Origin of the sequence: Kineosporia corallincola, from assembly GCF_018499875.1 — a bacterium.
Taxonomy (GTDB): Bacteria; Actinomycetota; Actinomycetes; order Actinomycetales; family Kineosporiaceae; genus Kineosporia; species Kineosporia corallincola.
The window spans coordinates 135,173-155,143 of record NZ_JAHBAY010000007.1; the positions used below are offsets into that span (position 1 = coordinate 135,173).

Below are 19,971 nucleotides of genomic sequence, written 5' to 3' on the forward strand. Positions count from 1 at the left end.
CATGACCTATCACCCCGAAGACCGGCGCCGCTGGCACACCGAGCCACCCAAAGACCCACGCCGGGGCGAGTTCCCGCGCGACCGGGCGCGTGTGGTGCACTCCAGCGCGCTGCGCCGGCTGTCGGCCAAGACCCAGGTGGTGGGCCCGGCCTCGGACGAGTTCGTGCGCAACCGGCTCACCCACAGCCTGGAGGTGGCGCAGGTCGGGCGGGAACTCGGCTCCGCGCTGGGCTGCGACCCGGACGTGGTGGACACCGCCTGCCTGGCGCACGATCTCGGCCACCCGCCGTTCGGGCACAACGGTGAGGGGGCGCTCGACGAGATCTGTGCGGGCATCGGCGGTTTCGAGGGCAATGCGCAGACCCTGCGGCTGCTCACCCGGCTGGAGCCGAAAGTGGTCGGCCCGCAACGCGGTTACGGTCTGAACCTGACCCGGGCCAGCCTGGACGCCTGCACCAAGTACCCCTGGACGCGCGGCGAGGGCGGCAAGTTCGGGGTGTACGACGACGATCTCGAGGTGTTCACCTGGCTGCGGGCCGGTGCGCCGTCCGGGTCCCGGCGCTGCATCGAGGCGCAGGTGATGGATCTCGCCGACGACGTGGCCTACAGCGTGCACGACGTCGAAGACGCCGTGGTGTCCGGCCGTTTCGATCCCAGAATGCTTGAGGACGACGACGAGACCGCGCGGATCGTGGCCCAGGCCCGCGACTGGTACCTGCCGGGCGTGCCGGAGCCCGACATCGCCGCGGGTCTGGACCGGCTGCGCCACGACCCGGCCTGGGTCAGCGCGTTCACCGGCGACTACGCCTCGCTGGCCGCGCTGAAGAACATGGCCTCGCAGCTGATCGGCCGGTTCGTGCGCTCGGCCGAGTCGGCCACCCGGGCGGCGGTGGACGGCGACCCGGCGCTCCCCCTCACCCGGTACCGCGCCGATCTGGTGGTGCCGGACGAGACGGCCGTGGAGATCGCCGTCCTCAAAGGACTGGCGGCGGTGTACGTGATGACGGTCGAGGACCGGCAGCCGGTGTACGCGTTGCAGCGCGAGCTCCTGATGGAACTGGTGCAGGTGCTGGAGGACCGGGCGCCGAAGGCCCTGGACCTGCCCTACGCGCTGGCCTGGTCCGCGGCGGGTGACGACGCCGGGCGACTGCGGGCCGTGATCGACCAGGTGGCCAGCCTCACCGACGCCCGCGCGGTGGCCTGGCACCGCGAGGTCACCGGCCGCACGGGCTGATTTGACCCGCTCTTGCCGTTCACGAAGCACTCGCTGACACCCAGTGGTGCCACCATTCGGCGCAGCACGACGCGAACCGGTCAGGTATCAGGGCGGCAGGCAGGCGAGGCGTGAGCACAGACTTTTTCGAGAACCGGGCCACCAGTTTCGAATCGGCACGGCGGGGGCTGGAACGGCCCGGCGACCGCGACCGGTCCAGAACCACCGGTGACACCGGGGCCCAGCCCGCGGTGCGCCCGCAGCTGCTGCCGCCGAGGACCATCACCTGGGGCACCACGATCAAGATCAGCATGGCGATCTACTTCGCCCTGATGGGCGTGCTGGTCACGCTGGTGCTGCTCACGCTGCTGGCGGCCCGGTTCGCGATGGACCAGATCGACGAGGTTCGCTATGACTGGCGTGGTCTGCCCGGCACCTCACAGACCGTGGAGTGAGGTCCCGGCCCGGCGGCACTTAGAATCGTCGGGTGAGGATCCGCCGAGAGGACGTAGAAGCCGTCCGTGAGCGGTCCCGGATCGACGAGGTCATCTCTGAGCACGTCTCACTGCGCCCGGCCGGGATCGGGTCGCTCAAGGGGCTGTGCCCGTTCCACGACGAGAAGTCGCCGTCCTTCAACGTGCGCCCGACCGTGGGTTTCTACCACTGCTTCGGGTGCCAGAAGGGCGGCGACGTCATCTCCTTCGTGCAGGAGATCGACCACCTGTCGTTCGCCGAGGCGGTGGAGCGGCTGGCCGCCCGCATCGGCATGGAACTGCGGTACGAGGACGACGACGGCAAGGACGGCAAGCGGCCGGGACGCGGTGACGTCAACCTGCGGCGGCGCCTGCTGGAGGCCAACCGGGCGGCGGCGCAGTACTTCGCCGAGCAGCTCGGCACCTCGCCCGACGCGTCGATCGGCCGGCAGTTCCTGGTCGACCGGGGCTTCGACCAGGCCGCGGCCGAGCTGTTCGGGGTGGGGTTCGCCCCGCGCGGCGGCGAGGTGCTCACCCGTCACCTGCTCGGGCGCGGGTTCACCGCCGAGGAACTGGTCGCCGCCGGGCTGGCCGGTCAGGGCCGGCGCGGCCTGTACGACCGGTTCCGCGGCCGGCTGATCTGGCCGATCCGCGACGTCACCGGCGACACCCTGGGCTTCGGCGCGCGGCGGCTGTACGACGACGACACGATCGAGGCCAAGTACCTCAACACCCCGGAGACCGCGCTCTACAAGAAGTCTCACGTGCTCTACGGCGTCGACCTGGCCAAGCGCGAGATCGCCAAGTCGCACCAGGTGGTCGTGGTCGAGGGCTACACCGACGTGATGGCCTGCCACCTGGCCGGCGAGCCCACGGCCGTGGCCACCTGTGGCACCGCGTTCGCCGCCGACCACATCCGGATCGTGCGGCGGCTGATCGGTGACGAGCGCAACTCCGGGGGCCGGGTGATCTTCACCTTCGACGGTGACGCCGCCGGGCAGAAGGCCGCGCTGAAGGCCTTCGAAGACGATCAGCGGTTCGTGTCGCAGACCTACGTCTCGATCGCGCCCAGCGGCATGGACCCGTGCGAGTTGCGGCAGCGCCAGGGCAACGAGGCGGTCAAGGAGCTGATCGCCGGGCGCCGCCCGATGTTCGAGTTCAAGATCCAGTCGATCATCGAAGACGTCGACCTGACCACGGTCGAGGGTGGTGCCCGCGCGCTGCGGCTGGCGGCCCCGGTGGTGGCGGGCATCCGCGACGAGGTGATCCGCCGGGGTTACCTGGTGAAACTCGCGGGCATGCTGGGTATGGACGACGACCTGGTGCGTCAGGCCGTGGTGCGCGCCCAGCGTGATCTGCGTGCGAGTGGTGGCCAGGCCGGGCCGGGTCGTCGGCCGGACGGTGAGCGGCAGCCCGGCGGCGAGGCGCAGCGTGGTGGTGACGACCGGCGTGGCGGCAACCGGCGCGGGGCCGGCCCGGCGGGCGGTGTGCAGCAGCCGGACGGCTCCTGGCTGATGCCCGACGGCAGCTACATCCTGCCGCCGCCCGAGCCCTCGCGCGGTGGCTGGAAGGGCAAGGGCGGCAAGGGCGGCGGCAACTGGGGCGAGCGCGACCGCAAGCGCTGGAACAACGGCGAGGGAAAAACCGCTCCCGGCACCAACTTCCCGGGTGGTTACGGGGCCGGGCCGAGCTGGTCCGACCACGAGCCCCCGCCCGACGACATGCCCCCGCCGCCCGACGACGAGCCGCCGCACGACGCCTACGACCACGCCCCGGCGTCCGGCGGCGCCGGGCCCACCGCCCAGGCTCCCCGTCGTTACCAGCCGCCGAAGCTGGAGCGTCCCGATCCCCGCAACCGGATCGCGGCGGTCGAGCGGGAGGCCCTGGAGTGCATGCTCCAGGTGCCCCGGCTGGTGCCGTCGCTGGAGAGCGACGCGCTGCCCGACGACACCTTCCAGACCCCGCTCTACCGGGTGATCCACGAGGCGATCCGGGGCGCGGGCGGCATCGCCGTGGCGGTCGGCATGACCCCGTCCGCCTGGGTGGCGCTGGTGCAGGACTTCGCGCCCGACCCGGTGGTCCCGATGATCACCGAGCTCGCGGTGGCGCCGTTGCCCTCCACGGACGACGACCTGGCCCTGGCCAGGTACGCCGCGGGCATGATCCTGCACATCGCGGAGGAGCAGGTGCGGCGCGAGCTCGCGGGCCTGACCGCGGCGTGGCAGCGTGGCGAGGACGTGGGGCTGCGGGTGCTCGAGCTCGAGACCCTGAAACGCACTCTCTCCGAGCGGAAGCACGGTGCCACCTGACATGCGACTGATCCCGCGTCTTCCCCGCCGGGCGATCATGCCCGCCGAGATGGAGCAGGCCCTGGAGCTGGACCGGCCCGGCACCTCCCGGCTGCTGGCCTGGTCGGTGCTGGTGGGTGGCGGCGCGGCCGCGGCCACCCTGCACGACCTGCGGGTGATCACGCCGCGCGGCGAGAAGATGGTGCGCGGCTGGGAGACGATCGACCACGCGGTCTGGGACCAGGACTCGCGGATGCTCGTGATCTGGTGGGTGGACTCCCGCCGCACCACCCCGCTGGAGATCCAGGACGATGTGGGCCGTCTGCCCGAGGTGGTGCGGGAGCGGGTGCAGTCGACGGTGGTGCTGACCGCGAGTGTGCCTCTGACGCGCGGCAAACCGGCCCGGGTGGCGTTGCGCCGCGATGCCCACGGTGAGCTGCTGGCCCAGTCTCTGGTGCCGCCGGGCGTGAAGCCGGACGCGCCCGAGGTGGCACAGGCGATCGACCGGGCGCTGGCCGAACTCTGGGCGGAGGCGGGCGAGCAGGGTCTGAACGCCGGTGCCCCGCCCGCGATCTGAGGTGTGACGAATGCAGAGCACGGACGGCACGGACGACTGGTACGGCACCCACCCCGGCACCCCTGACCCCGAACCGGGACCCCGCCGCGCCCGGCCGGGGGAGTGGCAGCAGGACGATGAGCCGGAGCCCGGCCACTCCCCGGCCGAGCAGCGACCGGACGCCTGGCGGCAGCAGCCGGAGGCTTGGCAGACCGAGCAGACGGCAGGGCTGGCGGGGCTGGAGGCCTGGCAGTCGGCGCAGTCGGCGCAGTCGGCGCAGTCGGCGCAGCAGGGGCCGGACGCCTGGCCGGCGGAACCGGAGTCCTGGGAGCAATCGCAGCAGTCGGACGCGTGGCAGCAGGTGCCTGAGGCCTGGCAGTCCGAGCCTGAGGCCTGGCAGTCCGAGCCTGAGGCCTGGCAGTCCGAGCCGGTCGCCTGGCAGACGGAGCCCGAGTCCTGGCAGCAGCCCGAGGTTCGGACTGGCCCGGAGAGGCCGGGGGAGCCGGAGGGGCTGGGGGAGTCTGAGGCTTGGCAACAGGCCGAGGTGCAGCACGGGTCTGAGGTGCGGCAACAGCCCGAGATGTGGCAGCAGGCCGAGGCTCGGCAGGAACCCGAGGCGTGGCAACAGCTCCTGGCCCGTCAGCCCGAGGCCCGTCAGCCCGAGGCCCGTCAGCCCGAGGCCCGTCAGCCCGAGGCCTGGCAGCCTGGAACCCGTCAGCCCGAGACCCGTGAGCCGGAACCCCAAACGTCCCGGTCTCCGGCTCCGCGGTCTCAGGCCGCGCAGTCCCCGGTCACCCAGCCCCAAGCGGTACTGCGCCAAGCCGCACACCCCCAGCCCGCACAGTCCCACGCCCCGCATCCCCAGCCCGTGCGACCCCGGGCCACGGAGCCGCGAGCTCCTCAGCCTCAGCCCACGCACCCTCAGCCCACGCACCCTCAGCCCACGCACGCTCAACCTCAGCCCGCACACCCCCGTGCTCACCGGCCGGAATCCGAGGTCCGGCAGCCACAACCCCAACCGCAGCCACAACCCCAGCACCAGTCGCGGCCCCAGCCCCAGCCCGCGGCGGACGATCCGCTGACCGGGGCCGAGCTGCCGTACCTGCTGAGTCTGGCGCTCCAGACCATCCTCAGTGAGTTCACCGACGAGCTGGCCGCCGCCGGTCACGAGGATCTGAGCCCGCTGCACGGCCAGGTGTTCGACGTGCTCCGCGACCGGGGCTGGTGCACCGCCGACGAGCTGGTCCAGGCGCTCGGGCTGACTCAGCCGGCCGCCGCGCAGATCATCAAAGACCTGGAGCAGCGCGGGTATCTGCGGCAGACCCCGGACCCGGAGGGCGGCCGGCACCTGCTGCACATAATGACCGACAAGGCCCAGCGCCGGCTGCGGGCCGACGGCTACGTGCGCGCCCGGCTGGAGGAACGGCTGACCGAACAGCTCGGCGCCGACGGCATGGGCGATCTACGCGGTCTGCTGACCCGGCTGATCCGGGCCCGGACCGGCGACGTCATCCCACCCCTGCGCCCGCTCTGGTGAGCGGCCCGGCCCCGGGGCCGGGCTCAAGCCGGGACCGTTCCTGACCGACGTCAGCAGGTGTGACGAACGGGGCCGGCACCGAACCCTTCGCGGTTCCCGTCGTCCCCCGAACAAACGTCCCCCGAACCAACGTCCCCGAAACAAACGTCCCTGAAACCAACGCCCCCCTGCACCCCCGCGTCCCCGGCCAGCGCGACGGCCGTCGTGGGCGGCACGCCATGGCGGCGCTGCCGCCCACCCGGATCGGCGACGTGCTGGTGGAACGCGGGCTGCTCTCCCAGGACGACCTGAACTGGGCCGTCAATGTGCAGGGACGCACCGGGTCACGGCTCGGCGCGATCCTGATCGCCGCCGGTCTGGTGCGGCGTCTGGACCTGTACCGCACGCTCGCCCGGATCTGGGACAGCGAGTTCGTCGACGTGGCGAACACGGTCATCGACCCGGAACTGGTGTCCGGGCTGGAACCGCGGATGCTGGTCGACGAGGGCTGGATCCCGGTGCGCTACGAGCCCGGCCGCACCGACGGCACCGTGCTGGTCGCCACCGCCGAGGAGCCCAGCTGGGCCCGGCGGCAGCAGATCCAGCGGCGGATGGGCGTGCCGGTACGGCTGGCGGTGACCTCGGACTGGGACATCGCGCTGGCCATGCGGCGGGTGTTCCGCGAGCACCTGATCGACGAGGCGGCCAACGGGCTGTGGCAGCGGCACCCGGCGGCCTCGGCCCGGGAGGTGCTCTCGACCGGGCAGATCGTGGTGCTCCTGAGCGTCGCCGGCGGGTACATCTACGGCCTGCTGTTCGCCCCGCTGCTCACCCTGCTCGTGACCTCGATGCTGGTCGCGATGTTCTTCCTGGTCGGGGTGCTGTTCAAGTTCGTGGTCTGCCTGGTGGGCGCGCGCCGCGAGGCGGCGGTGCCGATCACGGACGACGACGTGGCCGCTCTCACCGACGACGAGCTGCCGATGTACACCGTGCTGGTGCCGGTGTACCGCGAGGCGAACATCGTGGCCGACCTGATCGGCAACCTCGGCGGCCTGGACTACCCGCCGGAGAAGCTGGAGATCCTGCTGCTCCTGGAGGAGGAGGACGACGAGACCCGGATGGCCGCGGCCGCCGCCGACTGCCCCAGCACGATCACCTTCGTGGTGGTGCCCAAGGGCGGCCCGCAGACCAAGCCGAAGGCCTGCAACATCGGGCTGTTCTTCGCGCACGGCGAGTTCCTGGTGATTTATGACGCCGAGGACCGGCCGGAGGCCGACCAGCTGAAGAAGGCCGTGATCGCGTTCCGCCGGGCCGAGCGGGGCGGCAACGACAAGCTGGTCTGCGTGCAGGCGGCCCTGAACTACTGGAACGCCGAGGAGAACGCGCTGACCAGGATGTTCACGCTGGAGTACTCGTTCTGGTTCGACTACATGCTGCCCGGCCTGGAAGCCCTGAAACTGCCCATCCCGCTGGGCGGCACATCCAACCACTTCCGTACGCAACCGCTGCGGGACCTGGGCGGATGGGACCCCTACAACGTCACCGAGGACGCCGATCTGGGGATTCGCGCCGCCGCGCTCGGCTACACCGTCGGCGTCATCAACTCGACCACCTACGAGGAGGCGAACCGGGCCTACGGCAACTGGATCCGGCAGCGTTCCCGGTGGATCAAGGGCTACCTCCAGACCACCCTGGTGCACACCCGCCGGCCGGTCCGGCTGACCCGCCAGGCCGGTGCGGTGCAGGCCCTGGCCTTCGCCCTGCTGGTCGGAGGCACCCCGCTGTCGTTCCTGCTCTCGCCGCCGCTGTACGCGATGTTCTTCTTCAGCCTGGTGCTGCCGATCGAGCGGATGAACGAGCTGTTCCCCTCGCCGATCCTGGAGATCAGCCTGGCCAACCTGCTGCTCGGCAACTCGGTGATGATCTACGTGACGATGATGGGCGCCTTCAAGCGCCGCCGCTACCGGCTGGTGCCCTGGGCCCTGCTCAACCCGGCCTACTGGATGATGCACTCGATCTCCGCCTACAAGGCCCTCTGGCAGCTGATCACCAGACCGCACTACTGGGAGAAGACGACGCACGGCCTGTCCGGCCAGAACCACCAGAACCCGGGCGGCTGAATGCGCTCCGGCGACTGGGAGTTCTGGCTGAGCCTGTTCGGCGCGCTCACCCTGATCCACCTGGTGGTGCGGGCGCTGCGCCGGTTCACCGTGCGCGGCTCGACCGCCGAGGGTCTGCTGGCCGGGCTGACCTTTGGCCTGCTCGTGCTGATCGACCCGCTGGTGCTGCTGCCGGTGGCCGTGGTGGTCGCGGTCTGCGCCGCCGTCACCGCCCGCTACCGGCCCGGCGAGCCCGGTGCCGCCCTGGCCGCGATCTGCCTGCTGCTCTTCCCGGCCGCCGCGGCCTTCGGCTCCTCGGCGTTCCTGAGCTGGCGCCTGGGCTGAAGTTTCTGAGCCGGGCCGGGGCGGAAGAGCCTGCGTGTCGCTTATGGTCCTGCTGTGCTGAAAGCGGTCGGTGAAGCGTTCGTGGTGGTGGGGGCGGGGGCCAGGCTCTGGCTGCGGCACTGGCCGGTGCTGCTGACGATCGCGCTGTTCGCCCTGGCCGGGCGGATGGGCGCGATCTGGCTCGCCGTGCGCGTCAGCGAGGTGCAGAACACGCTCGGCGTGCTGGTCGTCGTGCTCGCCCCGCTGTGCGCCGTCACCGGCATCGTGCTGATGCTCTACACGCTGCGGCACTCGCTGCCCACCATCCACGAGGCCAGCACCGCGGCCGGCCCGGAAGACCGGGTGCGGCACCGGGAACGGCGTCTGCTCGACATCCTGGCCAGCGTGCTGGTGCCCTTCCTGGCGGTCTACGCCTCCTACGGATTCCTGCGCCAGGACATCGACCGCTACACCAACGCGATCTTCGGCGAGGAGTTCACCAGCGAGGCGATCTTCGCCGGCATGCGGGACGCGAACCTGGACCGGTTCGGTTTCGCCGAGGGCTGGCAGCTGGTCGCGATCGTGGTGGTGGCGGTCGCGCTCAAGTTCGGCCTGGCCAAGCTCGAGGCGCACCGGGCCTGGGCCGGTTTCGGCTTCCTCGGGGCCTACGTCGAGGTGCTCTGGCTGGCCACCATCGCGATCCACCTGACCACCTGGAAGGACTCGGCCTGGGACTGGGCCGAGAGCCGGCGCGGCGTGGAGATGTTCGTCGAGGGCTGGGAAGCGCTGCTGGACCGGCTCGGCCCGTTCGCCGACGCCGCCGACATCGCCGGGGCCTGGGCGCTCGACCTGGTCTCCAGCGTCGACTCGCTGGTGATCGTGCCGATCGCCTGGCTCACCGTCGGGGCGGTCGTCTACGGGCACCGGCTGGTCGAGCCGCCACCGGTCCGGGAACCCCGCCTGCTGCGCGCCGTCCCGGGCCCGGTGCGGCGGGCCGGCACCGAGCTGACCGGTGAGATCGCCGAGCGCTTCAGCGGCCTGTTCGGCGGCCTGCGGCAGCTCGCGGTGGCCGGGCTCGGGCCGATGCTGATCTTCGCCCTGGCCTTCCTCGCCTCGCAGCGGCTGGAAGACGCCCTGAACGAGCTGACGCGCTGGATCATCGGACCGCAGACCGCGGGCACCTGGCTGGCCTTCTCGCCGCACGTGCAGACCGTCACCCGGGCGGTCGGGCTGACCGTCACCATGTGCCTGCTCGCGGCCGCCGTCGAGCGGGTGCTGGCCAAGGGCGGCGCGGTGATCGAGGAGGAGCACACGGACGACGCCGGGGAGCCGGAAGAGGCGCAGCCCCAGCCGGCCTGAGCGCTCGCCGCGTCCTCGGTCAGGAGCCCGCCCGGAAGGCCACGTAACGCGGTGTGTCCCACCACAGGTCGAGCTCGGTGTACTCGGCGTCGGCCGGCACCACCCAGACCCGGGTCACGGTGTACGAGGCGGGCCGGGGGCTCTCGCCGTCCATCGGCTCGGCCCGCTTGCCCAGCAGGTCGTAGGGGCCGGGGGCGTCCCGCGGGGTGCAGACCGGGATGTCCTGGCCGCCGGCCACATTGGTGACCAGGTAGAAGTAGCGGTTGCCCGCGGTGTCGCGCAGGGCGGCCTGGCAGCCGAACAGTGGCGTCTGCGGGTCGGACTCGACCGAGAACGTCACCTCGACCGCCGCCGTGCCCTCGGGCATCTCGTAGCTGAGCGACCCGGTGGCCTCCTGCGCGCTGAGGCGGCGCACCGAGTCGAGCTTCAGCGACACCTTCCGCACGTTGTCGCCCGTGCTGTCGGTGTAGGGCTCCGCGTAGTCCAGCCAGACGCCTTTGCGCGCCACCGTGGGCTGGTGCAGGTCGGCGTCCCAGTAGTATGTCTTCACCCGGTCCGAGCTGGCCCCCAGCGCGAGCACCGCGGCCAGGGGCAACAGCCCGAGGCCCCAGCGGTTGCGCGAGAGCCAGCCGGTGCGGCGGTTGGAATGCCGCATCAGGACGGCACTCACGCCGACTCAGCCGCCCCCGCACAGGCTGTCGTGGTGGTGCCGGAGGACGCGTCGGGCTGCTCGGCGGAGACCCCCGGCATCAGCAGCGTCTTGGTGTTCTTCCGCATCTGCGCCACTTCGGAGCGGCTCACCCCGAGGTCGATGTCGGTCACGTCGTCCTGGGACAGGTACGTCTGGTTCAGCGCGATCCGCAGGTGGGCGCCGGGAACCGCGTCGGCGGGCATCTCGATCGCCACGCTGGTCCAGACCGGCACCCCGACCTGTACGGAGCCGGTCGAGAACCCGCCCCGGCCGGCCGAGGTGGCCACGTAGAGCCGGCCGTCGCCGCCCTCGATCGCCGCGTATTGCAGGTCGGAGGTCTCACCCCGCGCCGACACCTTCACCGGCACCACCACGAACACCTCGGGGGAGCGGAAGTCGGTGCCGTAACCCTGCGACAGACAGGGCGAGCCCTCCACAGCGGTCGCGGTGACCTCTGCGTAACGCAGGGTCACCGGGGTGCCCACCGTGCCCTCGCGCAGGAACGGCCGGCTGACGTCGGTGTCGTCCTTGCCGAACTGGCTGATGAAGTAACCGATCGCGAGCGCCGCGATGACCAGCACCACCAGGGCGGCCTTGCGGCCGTAGCCGCCACGTCGCCCGGGGCCCCGGCCGCCGCGCGGCGGTGCGCCGGGCCGGCCCTGACCGGGACGCTGCCCCGGCGGGACCTCGCCCTTGCCCACCCGGTAGTAGCTCGGGTTGTCCTGCTCGTAGGCGCGGTCGTAGTCCGGGTCGGGACCGCCGAGCAGCCGTCCGCCGCCGGGCGTCTCCCAGTTCCCGTTGCCCCGGGGCCGCGGTGCGCCCGGTTCCGACCGCCGCGGCGGCGGCGCGTTCCAGCCCGGCACGTCGCCGTCCTGGTGGTCACGGCCGCGTGCTGTGTCGCGTGCTGTGTCCGGCTGGTCCCACGGGGCAGGGGCCTTGGGGACGTCCGGACGCTGCGGTTCGGGGGGCTGCGGTTCGGGACGCTGCTCGCCGAATCCGGGTGTGGCGTAACCACTCATCGGCTGGGAGGCCTGGACCTGCTGCCACGGGGGCGCCTTCTGGTCGTCCGGCGCCCGGAAGGTCTCTTCCTGGGGCGGGTACGTCCGGGGGTACCCGTCGTCGGTGCGGCGGGCCGGGCCCGCGGGCGCCGAGTCGTAGGAGTCCGGCTCGCCCCAGCCACCGCGGGCGTCCTGGCCGTCGCGAGTGTCCTGGTCGTCGCGGGCGTCCTGGTCGGCTCGCCCGTCCTGGTCGTAGCCGCCCTCGGCCCGGTAGCCGTCGGATCCGTTGCTGTCGGATCCATAGCCGTCGGATCCGTACCCGTCGTCCTGCCCCGGCTGGTCCCACCCGGACACCTGCGGCTGCGAACCGGTCTGCCCCGGCTGGTAGTCGGTGAAGGCGTAGTCGTAGGAGCTGCTGCTGGGCTGCTCGAACCCGGCCGGCTCGGTCTGCGGGTACGACTCCTGGAACGAGGCCTGCCGTGAGGCGGTCTCGTGGTAGTCGGCCTGCTGGTACGGGCTGGCCTGCTGGTACAGGTCGTCGTAGAACTCCTCCACCGGAGGCTGTTCCACCGGTTCGGAGCCGGTGATCCGCTCGATCGAGCCGGTCTGCCGGTCGATGGCCGCCCGCCGGGCCCCGGCGAAGAAGGCCCCGCCCCCGCCGCCCCGGTGGTACTCCGGAGGCGCCGACGACGCCCCGGAGTCGGGTGACAGGCTCGGCGACGGATCGATCAGCGGTTCCGGCGCGACGGAGGGCCGGCTGTCCTGCCCCACCTGGCCGGTCTGCCCGGTGTCTTGCTGCGCCTTGCGCGCGCCGGTGAAGAAGGCGCTGCCGCCGGCGGTCGGCGGGTACGACTTCGGTGGCTCGTACCTGGTCTCGCTCTGCCGCGCGTCGGCGGTGAACAGACCCACGGCGTCGTCGGTGAACGCCGCCGCCGCACCTGCCCACTGCTGGTGCCGGTTCTCCCGGGGACGCTCCGCCTCGGGCGCTTCCCAGCCCTCGGCGAGCGGGATCGGGCGCCCGGTGACGTCCTGGTACACCGGCGACATCCGCGGGCCCGTGTCCTGCCGGACCGGCCCGGTCACCAGCCTCGTCGGCCGGTTGCTGCCCTCGTCACTCACCCGCCGGCTCCTGTGTCCGTGCTCGTTTCAGTTCCACTGTCCGCCGTGGTGCTCGTGTCGTCGGACCCGGCCTTCTGTGGCAGCACTGCCAGCTCGGCCTCCGCGGTCACGGTCGGGTCCAGCCACTGTTCGGTCTGGGTCAGGCTGTCCGCCCGCCAGGTGTGCTCGACGACCTGGACCTTCACCTCGTCGGGTGGGGGGACCTCGGCGTCGTGCTCGAAGAGGAACACGGCCGAGTACGTGATGCCCGGCTGGATCGGTTCCAGCGCGGAACTGTCAGCGTACTGCTGAACGTGGTCCGCCCTGACCCGGGTGGTGCGGTCCGAGTCGTCGCCGGTCGTGTCGTAGTCGAGTTCGGGCGTGCGCACCATGCCCTTCACCGCGCCGGCGTCGATGCTCAGCACCTGCGTGGCGTAGTAGCCGAGCACGCTCTCGTCACTGGTGTTCTCGATGTCCGCCACGACGGCCAGCCAGCGGTCGCCGCTCCGGCTCGGGTAGGTGTTGGGCACCGCCGCGCCGTCCATCCAGATCAGTCGCCGGATCGTGATCTCGAAGGGGTCGGCCTCGATCGTGCGTCCCACCTGAACCGTGCCGATCCGGCTGCCGATGCCACCGCCCTGCGCCTCCTCCAGGCCCCCGAACGCCGCGGTGGAGCCGAGCACCAGGGCGGTGATGCCGACGCCGAAGCTGCGCAGGGGCTGGTCGAGGAGTCGCTGAGCCACCCGGCTGCCGCTGGCGGCCGGTTCCTCGGGGGGCACGGAAGGTAGTGACATCGGGACGGATTCTAGGGACATGCCCGCCGTGTCTGATGTGGTTATCGGTGTAAATCACTTCCGGGAGCAATCCGGTCACACCACGTTGCGCTCGGGTCGCAGCTGGTCATCGGCGAAACGGGAGGCCGAGAGACCACTCACGTCGAACTCGGGTGGCACACCGAGATACAGGTCACGCATCACCTCGCCGGCCGCCGGGCCCATCAGGAAGCCGTGGCCGGAGAAGCCGGTGCAGTAGAGGAACCGGGAGACGCCGGTCGCCTCGCCGATCACGGCGTTGTGGTCGGGGGTCATCTCGTAGAGCCCGGCCCAGCCCCGCCGGATCCCGACCTCGCCGAGGTCCGGCACCCGCCGGGCCATCGCCCCGGCCAGGTCGTCCAGCCAGTCCTGCGTCGGGTTCTGGTCGAAGGCCCAGGTGTCCTGCTTCTCGGCGCCGCCCAGCAGCAGTCCCCGGCCCTCCCGGTGGAAGTAGAACGAGGTGCCGAAGTCGATGGTGAACGGCAGGTCCGGCGGCAGGTCGGGGATCGGTGTGCTGATCGCGATCTGCCGGCGCAGCGGGCGCACCGGCAGGTCCACCCCGGCCCAGCCGGCGATCCGGCCGGACCAGGCACCGGCCGTGCAGATCACGGTGTTCGTGCGGATCCGCCCGGCCGGGCTGAGCACGGCCTGGATCTCGCCGTCCTCGATGTGGAAGCCGGTGGCCGGGGTGCCGGGCAGGACGGTCGCGCCGAGCCGACGGGCGGCCCCGGTGTAACCGGCCACCACCGACTCCGGCGTGCAGTGGCCGGCGTCGGGCGAGAACAGCGCCCCCTTCAGGCCTTCCGTACTGATCAGGGGCGAGAGCCGGCGGGCCTCCGCGACGTCGATCATCCGGCTGGGCACGCCCAGGGCGTTCTGGATCTCGATCCCGGCCTCGAACGAGGCCAGGTCGGCGTCGTCGTCCAGCAGGAACAGGTAGCCGCTGGTCTCCAGGTCGATCTCCTGGCCGAAGTCGGCGCCGAAGCGGCGCAGCGTCTCCAAACCGCGCTGTCCGAGCCGGATGTTGAGCTCGTCGGAGAACAGTGCCCGCACGCCGCCCGCGGCCTTGCCGGTGGAGCCGCTGCCCAGCTGCCCGCCCTCCAGCAGCACCACGCGCTCCACGCCCGCGGCCACGAGCTGGTAAGCGGTGCTGACGCCCATCACCCCGCCGCCGATCACGACCACGTCGGCCTGGGCGGGTGGGACCGGGCGCACCGGGCGCGAGGGCGTGGTGGTCATGCGCAATGGTACGAAAACCCCGATTGAGGACGACGACGAGCTCCCGTGACCGGCGCCACGCCGGGCGCGGCAGCTCATCGTCGTCCACAATTTTCGGGCCCACCCGCTCAGGCCCGGGCCGCGCGATCCGATTGGGAAGCGGATGGCTGGGCCCGACGGGCGGAGGAACGCGGTGCCGACGGTGGTGGTGCGCTGCCTGACACTGCTGCTGACCGGCCTGGTCGCCACCGGACTCGGCTGGGCCGGTCTGAACCTGCTGCGCGATCCGGTGTCGGGCGAGCCGGTCTGGTGGCCGGTTCGGGGCGGTGGCGCTGGTCCATGCCACCCGCCGGCTCTGGCCCTGGATCATGATCGGGCTGGCCCTCGGATCGGCCCTGGTCGTCGCCCTCGTGGCGCCCAGCGCGATCAACTTCGGTGGGCTGGTGGCGGGACTGTGCGAGAACCTGATCGTCGCGCTGCTGCGCCGCCTGCGGCCCCGCAGCGCGCTGGACGAGTCGCCGCTGGACGCCGTGCGGGTGCTGGGCTGCGTGCTGGGGGGCAGCGCGGTGGCGTCGGTGGCGTTCGCCGTCATCGGGTTGTCGGGCAGTGCCACGTTGATGGACCTGTGGTCCGAGTTCGCCCGCAACCACCTGCTCGGGCTGATGCTGGTCTCGCCGTGCCTGGCGGTGAGCATCGGCCGCGAGGAGTTCCGCGCCCAGCTGCGCGACCGCCGGGCGAACCTGGAATGGCTGACCCAGCTGTCGGTCACGACGCTGCTGTCGAGCGCGGTCTTCCTCACCCACCAGCACGTGGTCGGCTCGTCGGTGGTGGTGCTGCCGCTGGTCTGGGGAGCCCTGCGGCTCGGCCCGCTGCGGGCGATGACCGGCCTGCTGGTGATCGCGACGATGGCGGCGGTCGGCACCAGCCACGGCCTGGGCCGGATCTCCGCCCTCGACCACGGTGACGACGGGGTGATCACCCTCCAGATCGCGATCGGCACGCTGGCCCTGACCACGATGGCCACGGCGGTGGCCGGGCGGCTACGGGAACGGGCCATGCGGCTGGTGCGCCGGCGCACCGAGGACCTGAACACGGCCGAGCGGCTGGCCGGTATCGGCTCGGTGCGTTGGGACACCGCCAGCGGGCGGATGGTCTGGAGCCAGGGCCTGCACCTGGTGCTGGGGACCGACCCGGCGCGCGACCAGGAGACCACCCAGACCTACACCGAGAGGCTGCACCCCGACGACCGTGAGCGGGTGCTCGAGGACGGCGCGCGGCTGGCCGAGGACACCGGGGAGGCCCGGCACCTGGAGTACCGGATCGTGCGGCCGGACGGCGAGGTGCGGCAGGTGGCCATTCGCTCCGCCACCGAGCGGTCCACCGGCGGCGGCAAGGAGGTGTTCACCACGGTGCAGGACGTGACCGAGGCCAGGGCGGCGGCCGCCGAGGTGGACCGGGCCCACCAGGAACTGTCCGCCGTACTCGACGCGGTGACCGGCACGGCGATCCTCGGGACCGACCGGGAGGACGGCACGCTCACGTTCTTCAACGTCGGGCGGAGGCGCTGTTCGGCTACCGGGCGCAGGAGGCGATCGGCCGGCTCACCCCGATGCAACTGCACGACCGACGGAGCTGGAGCGGCTCGCGCAGGAGGGGCGCGACCTGCTGCCGGAGATGATGGGGACGATCGAGCGGGACGGGGTGTTCAACCGGCAGTGCACGTTCGCGCGCAAGGACGGCACGACATTCCCCGGGCAGCTCGTGCTCTCGGTCAAACGCCGCCCGGACGGTACCCGGATGGGGTACACCGGCGTCATCACCGACCTCACCGCGGTGCTGCGGGCCCAGGAAGAGCTGGCGGAGAGCGACAAACGCTTCCGGCTGGCGTTCGACACCTCGCCGATGGGCATGGCCGTCGTCTCGCTGGGCGCCGCCGACCCCGGCCGGTTCCTGCGGGTGAACGACGCGCTCTGCGAGTTCGCCGGGGTCGGTGAGGGGCAGCTGGTGGGGGCCCGGGTCGGGGACTTCCTGGGCGACCCGGAGCACCTGGAGCAGGCGATGGGGAACCTGGCCGAGCTGATCGCCGGGAACGTGGACGCGGTGACCGCCGAGCGCCACCTGTTCCGGGCCGACGGCGGCGAGCGCTGGGGCCGGGTGTCCGCCTCGGCCGTGCGGCCCGACGGCGACCGTGACCCTTCCCTGATCCTGCTGGTCGAAGACATCACCGCCCGCAAGGAACTGACCGAGCGCCACGAGTTCGCCATCCTCTGCCCCGGCGTGCCCGACGCGGCCACCGCGATCCGGATCGGCCACGAGGTGCTGGCCGCCCTGTCCCGCGAGTTCGACCTGAGCCGGACCCGTGCCCGGGTCGGCGCCAGCATCGGCGTGGCCGTCGCGGCCGACGGCGACACCGGCCCGGACCTGCTGCACGCGGCGGATCAGGCGATGTACGCGGCCAAGCGCTCGGGCAAGGGCGCGGTGCGGCTGAACACCCGATGACGGCCCTCGCGGTGGGGTGGTCAAAGCAGTGCCCGGGCTTTGATAGAGTTCTTCTCGCGCCGCAGGGAAACCTACGGAGAGCAGCGATCCCCCGTAGCTCAATTGGCAGAGCATGCGACTGTTAATCGCAGGGTTACTGGTTCAAGTCCAGTCGGGGGAGCTTCACAGCAGGTCAGCCACCAGGTCCCATCAGTCGCCATCGACGGTGGGACCTTTTTGGGTCATCTTTGGCGGCTCCGGGTTCCGACAGGTTCTCCAGCGCATCGGCTCCGCGAGTGGCCCAGGCGATCGCGAGGGCCTCGCCGATGCGGACCCCTGTGGCGAACATGATGCGGCCGTCTTCACCGCACCGGCGACGACCGTCCTGGCCGGCTTCACACCGTGACGGAATCGCCGAACCGTGAATCACGTGTGAGACGAGCCCCTTTCCGGGGGAGTGGGAGCGGATGGCCGTGTTTCTGGACGGCAGCCGCGCCGAGACGGCCTGACAGTCCCTCCACGGCTTCACAGGGAAATGCCAGGAACAACCGATGGGTACTCCAGGTAGCCGGTCGAGCGTCGACGGTGCATGGGTCGGCCTCCGCCGCGGAAACGGGTCCGCGGCACGAACGAGGTACGGCCCGGACGAGGGGAATGCATCATGCGCGTACGACGCCTGAGCACCAGAGTCGGACTGGCCGTGGCCGCGGGGGCCATCGGCCTGGGGGCAGCGGGGATCGCGGTGGCCTACCCGGCCTTCGCCGCGACCGTTCCGGACGATCCGTCCGCCACCGGAGCACCACCCACTCCGACGGGCACCCCCACCCCCACGCGGCCGTCGGCCGACGGAAAGTCCCGGCTCGAAGGATCTTTGAAAGACCTCGTCGACGACGGCACGATCACCCAGGAGCAGGCCGACAAGGTGGCGGAGAAGCTGGCCGGCTCCGGCATCGGCTCCGGCCCGGAGGTCGGCCTGCACGGCCGGGCCACCGCCCTGGCTCTCGACGAGGTGGCCAAGGCCCTGGGCTTGAGCGAAGACGAGGTGAGCAGCGCGCTCGCCGACGGCAGGTCCGTCAAGGACCTGGCGGAACAGCAGGGCAAGGACGTCGACGACGTGATCGACGCCCTGGTCGAGGCCGCCACCGAGAAGATCCACCAGGCCGTCGAGGCCGGTGACCTGACCCAGGAGGCGGCCGACGGGATCACCCCGAAGCTGAAGGAGCGCATCACCTGGCTGGTGGAGAACGGCCTGCCGAAGCTCCCTGGCCTGTCTTCGGACGGGCGGAACGCTCCGGAGGGCTGGGGCGGATGGGGTGGTGGCCGCCAGTTCCATCAGTGGCACGACGAACAAGGGGACGACGAAACCCCCGCTCCCAGCTCGTCGTCCGGCTCGGCGACCCAGGGCTCGTCCTTCTCCGGAGCCGCCTGACCAGGGCATTCGCGTCCCTCGTCTCAACCCCGCATACACCTGAGCCGGAATCGCACGTTCGCCCGACGAGCCGAATCGTTATCGGGATGTGACAATGGCCGGGCAGATGCGGGGTTGGAACGAGGAGTCGCAATGGCGGGTTCTGGGGCGTGGACGTCGGGGCGCGGGTCGTCCGAGGGCACATCGACGGGGGCGGATCCGGCTGCTGACTCGGCGGCTCTGTGGGGCCCACCCGATCCGCCCGAGGACCCACCCGATCACCGTGGCGACCCACCGGACCAGCACCGCCAGCAGCCGTCCGGTCAGACGTCGGGTCAGACAATGACGGGCTGGGCGGTGGCTCCTCCGGCGGGCCCCGCCGCTCCCGCCGACGTCACCCATCCGTCGGTGACCACAGGGCCACCCTTCGTCCTGCCCCCGGCCGCGCCTTCGGCCGTGCCCCCGGCCGCGCCCTCAGCCGTGCGCCCGTCAGCGCCCTCCTCGGTGCCCGCCACGACGTCCCCGATTCTCTCCGCGCCCCCGGTGCTCCAGACGCTCGACGGCCAGGGCCAGGTCTGGGAGTACGACCTCGGCGACCGGCCGGCCGCCTCCGCGCCGGCCCCCACCCCGGACCAGCCGGGCGGCAACGAATCCTCGGGCTGGGCAGCCGATCTCGACCAGGCCGACGGCTGGATCGACGAGGGCGGCAAGGCCGAGCCGGGGTCACCGCGCCGTCGTCGTCTGGCGCTGGTCGCGGCCACGGCCCTGGCCGTGCTGGTCGCGGCGCTGTCGGTGCCCTCGCTGCTGTCCGCCGACGAGGAGACGACCGACGACAACACCGTCGTGCTCGGCCGCCACCTGACCGCCCCGGTCGCCCTGAACCTGCCGGACGGGGCCATCGCCACCGCCGACGAGAGCTATGTCGGCGTGCAGTTCGCCACCGGCGGCTGGGTGCTGGTCACCGTGCCCGAGCAGGTGGTGCAGCCCGACGGCACCCGGGCCGAGATGCCCTCGAACCCGTCGGCCTGGCTGCAACGTCATCCCGACGTGTTCGTCAGCGCCGTGCGCCGCGTCGAGGTGGACGGCCGCCCGGCCACCCAGATCGACTACCGGCGTTCGTCCATGGCCCAGCCGCAGAGCAGTTATGCCCGCCTGCCGCTGTTCTGCGGCTGGCGCGGCGAGGACGTGAACGAACCGGGCGGCAACACCAGTGTTTTCGACGCCGGCAGCCGCCCCTCCACCCGGGAGTGCACCCAGATCACCGACGGCGCCCGGGTGCGGGCCACGTTCATCCCCGTCGAAGGCCGCACCCTGCTGGTGGAGGCGGTCTGGCGGCCCTACGGGGTGTGGGGGTGGCGGATGCCCACCACCCTGCGCGACTCCTACAACGGGCTGCTCGCCGGACTCTCCCCGCGCCCCGCCGGATCCTGACCCGGCGCC

General features: G+C 71.9%; 15 protein-coding genes, 1 tRNA gene and 2 pseudogenes. 14 read left to right on the plus strand and 4 right to left on the minus strand.

Annotation, left to right across the window (positions count from 1 at the left end):
* Nucleotide 1: 1 nt before the first annotated feature.
* The 8 genes from KIH74_RS18075 (at nucleotide 2) to KIH74_RS18110 (ending at nucleotide 9,828) form a co-directional block, all read left to right on the plus strand.
* Nucleotides 2–1,234 carry a deoxyguanosinetriphosphate triphosphohydrolase gene (locus KIH74_RS18075; RefSeq protein ID WP_214157147.1) on the plus strand — a complete coding sequence of 411 codons (1,233 nt, stop codon included), beginning with the start codon at nucleotides 2–4 and terminating at the stop codon, nucleotides 1,232–1,234.
* A gap of 110 nt (nucleotides 1,235–1,344) precedes the next feature.
* Nucleotides 1,345–1,668, plus strand: coding sequence for a hypothetical protein (locus tag KIH74_RS18080; RefSeq protein WP_214157148.1), 324 nt, complete (start codon nucleotides 1,345–1,347; stop codon nucleotides 1,666–1,668).
* A gap of 32 nt (nucleotides 1,669–1,700) precedes the next feature.
* The gene (dnaG, locus tag KIH74_RS38730) at nucleotides 1,701–3,995 is read left to right on the plus strand and encodes a DNA primase (protein ID WP_214157149.1); all 2,295 of its coding nucleotides are present in this window, start codon (nucleotides 1,701–1,703) and stop codon (nucleotides 3,993–3,995) included.
* A gap of 1 nt (nucleotide 3,996) precedes the next feature.
* Entirely contained in the window at nucleotides 3,997–4,551 is a 555-nt protein-coding gene (locus KIH74_RS18090; protein ID WP_214157150.1) for a hypothetical protein, read from the plus strand.
* 10 nt (nucleotides 4,552–4,561) lie between these two features.
* The gene (locus KIH74_RS18095) at nucleotides 4,562–6,067 is read left to right on the plus strand and encodes a MarR family winged helix-turn-helix transcriptional regulator (protein ID WP_214157151.1); all 1,506 of its coding nucleotides are present in this window, start codon (nucleotides 4,562–4,564) and stop codon (nucleotides 6,065–6,067) included.
* A 218-nt stretch (nucleotides 6,068–6,285) separates the two neighbouring features.
* Complete coding sequence (locus KIH74_RS18100; RefSeq protein ID WP_214157152.1) at nucleotides 6,286–8,166, plus strand: glycosyltransferase family 2 protein; 1,881 nt, start codon at nucleotides 6,286–6,288, stop codon at nucleotides 8,164–8,166.
* Nucleotides 8,167–8,490, plus strand: a complete 324-nt coding sequence (locus KIH74_RS18105) for a hypothetical protein (protein ID WP_214157153.1) — start codon at nucleotides 8,167–8,169, stop codon at nucleotides 8,488–8,490.
* Between the two features lie 54 nt (nucleotides 8,491–8,544).
* Complete coding sequence (locus KIH74_RS18110) at nucleotides 8,545–9,828, plus strand: hypothetical protein (protein WP_214157154.1); 1,284 nt, start codon at nucleotides 8,545–8,547, stop codon at nucleotides 9,826–9,828.
* 19 nt (nucleotides 9,829–9,847) lie between these two features.
* On the opposite strand, the gene KIH74_RS18115 is transcribed toward KIH74_RS18110, so the two are convergent.
* The 4 genes from KIH74_RS18115 to KIH74_RS18130 all read right to left on the minus strand — a co-directional run bounded on the left by KIH74_RS18115 (nucleotide 9,848) and on the right by KIH74_RS18130 (nucleotide 14,666).
* Nucleotides 9,848–10,498 (minus strand): hypothetical protein, encoded by a 651-nt coding sequence (locus KIH74_RS18115; RefSeq protein ID WP_214157155.1) that lies wholly within the window; start codon nucleotides 10,496–10,498, stop codon nucleotides 9,848–9,850.
* Nucleotides 10,495–12,636 (minus strand): hypothetical protein, encoded by a 2,142-nt coding sequence (locus tag KIH74_RS18120; protein WP_214157156.1) that lies wholly within the window; start codon nucleotides 12,634–12,636, stop codon nucleotides 10,495–10,497. The genes KIH74_RS18115 and KIH74_RS18120 overlap by 4 nt, the downstream gene beginning before the upstream one ends.
* Entirely contained in the window at nucleotides 12,633–13,409 is a 777-nt protein-coding gene (locus KIH74_RS18125; RefSeq protein ID WP_214157157.1) for a hypothetical protein, read from the minus strand. Before KIH74_RS18125 ends, KIH74_RS18120 begins: the two co-directional genes overlap by 4 nt.
* 75 nt (nucleotides 13,410–13,484) lie before the next feature.
* On the minus strand, nucleotides 13,485–14,666 hold the full coding sequence (locus KIH74_RS18130) for an NAD(P)/FAD-dependent oxidoreductase (RefSeq protein ID WP_214157158.1): 1,182 nt from the start codon (nucleotides 14,664–14,666) through the stop codon (nucleotides 13,485–13,487).
* A gap of 305 nt (nucleotides 14,667–14,971) precedes the next feature.
* Here KIH74_RS18130 and KIH74_RS39255 point away from each other — a divergent pair.
* The 6 genes and pseudogenes from KIH74_RS39255 to KIH74_RS18160 form a co-directional block, all read left to right on the plus strand.
* Nucleotides 14,972–16,006, plus strand: a pseudogene (locus KIH74_RS39255) (MASE1 domain-containing protein); the annotation flags it as partial.
* Between the two features lie 316 nt (nucleotides 16,007–16,322).
* Nucleotides 16,323–16,442 (plus strand): annotated as a pseudogene (locus KIH74_RS39260) (hypothetical protein); the annotation flags it as partial.
* A gap of 105 nt (nucleotides 16,443–16,547) precedes the next feature.
* Nucleotides 16,548–17,144 carry a PAS domain-containing protein gene (locus KIH74_RS18145; RefSeq protein WP_246572610.1) on the plus strand — a complete coding sequence of 199 codons (597 nt, stop codon included), beginning with the start codon at nucleotides 16,548–16,550 and terminating at the stop codon, nucleotides 17,142–17,144.
* An 87-nt stretch (nucleotides 17,145–17,231) separates the two neighbouring features.
* Nucleotides 17,232–17,304: transfer RNA gene (locus tag KIH74_RS18150), tRNA-Asn, on the plus strand.
* A 480-nt stretch (nucleotides 17,305–17,784) separates the two neighbouring features.
* On the plus strand, nucleotides 17,785–18,552 hold the full coding sequence (locus tag KIH74_RS18155) for an RNA polymerase sigma factor FliA (protein WP_214157160.1): 768 nt from the start codon (nucleotides 17,785–17,787) through the stop codon (nucleotides 18,550–18,552).
* A gap of 387 nt (nucleotides 18,553–18,939) precedes the next feature.
* Complete coding sequence (locus KIH74_RS18160) at nucleotides 18,940–19,962, plus strand: hypothetical protein (RefSeq protein ID WP_214157161.1); 1,023 nt, start codon at nucleotides 18,940–18,942, stop codon at nucleotides 19,960–19,962.
* Nucleotides 19,963–19,971: the final 9 nt, after the last annotated feature.

Coding starts and splice junctions, on each gene's coding strand:
- KIH74_RS18075 (WP_214157147.1), top strand. CDS start 2: ATGACCTATCACCCCGAAGACCGGCGCCGCTGGCACACCGAGCCACCC.
- KIH74_RS18090 (WP_214157150.1), top strand. CDS start 3,997: ATGCGACTGATCCCGCGTCTTCCCCGCCGGGCGATCATGCCCGCCGAG.
- KIH74_RS18095 (WP_214157151.1), top strand. CDS start 4,562: ATGCAGAGCACGGACGGCACGGACGACTGGTACGGCACCCACCCCGGC.
- KIH74_RS18100 (WP_214157152.1), top strand. CDS start 6,286: ATGGCGGCGCTGCCGCCCACCCGGATCGGCGACGTGCTGGTGGAACGC.
- KIH74_RS18105 (WP_214157153.1), top strand. CDS start 8,167: ATGCGCTCCGGCGACTGGGAGTTCTGGCTGAGCCTGTTCGGCGCGCTC.
- KIH74_RS18125 (WP_214157157.1), bottom strand. CDS start 13,409: ATGTCACTACCTTCCGTGCCCCCCGAGGAACCGGCCGCCAGCGGCAGC.
- KIH74_RS18130 (WP_214157158.1), bottom strand. CDS start 14,666: ATGACCACCACGCCCTCGCGCCCGGTGCGCCCGGTCCCACCCGCCCAG.
- KIH74_RS18145 (WP_246572610.1), top strand. CDS start 16,548: ATGGGCATGGCCGTCGTCTCGCTGGGCGCCGCCGACCCCGGCCGGTTC.
- KIH74_RS18155 (WP_214157160.1), top strand. CDS start 17,785: ATGCGCGTACGACGCCTGAGCACCAGAGTCGGACTGGCCGTGGCCGCG.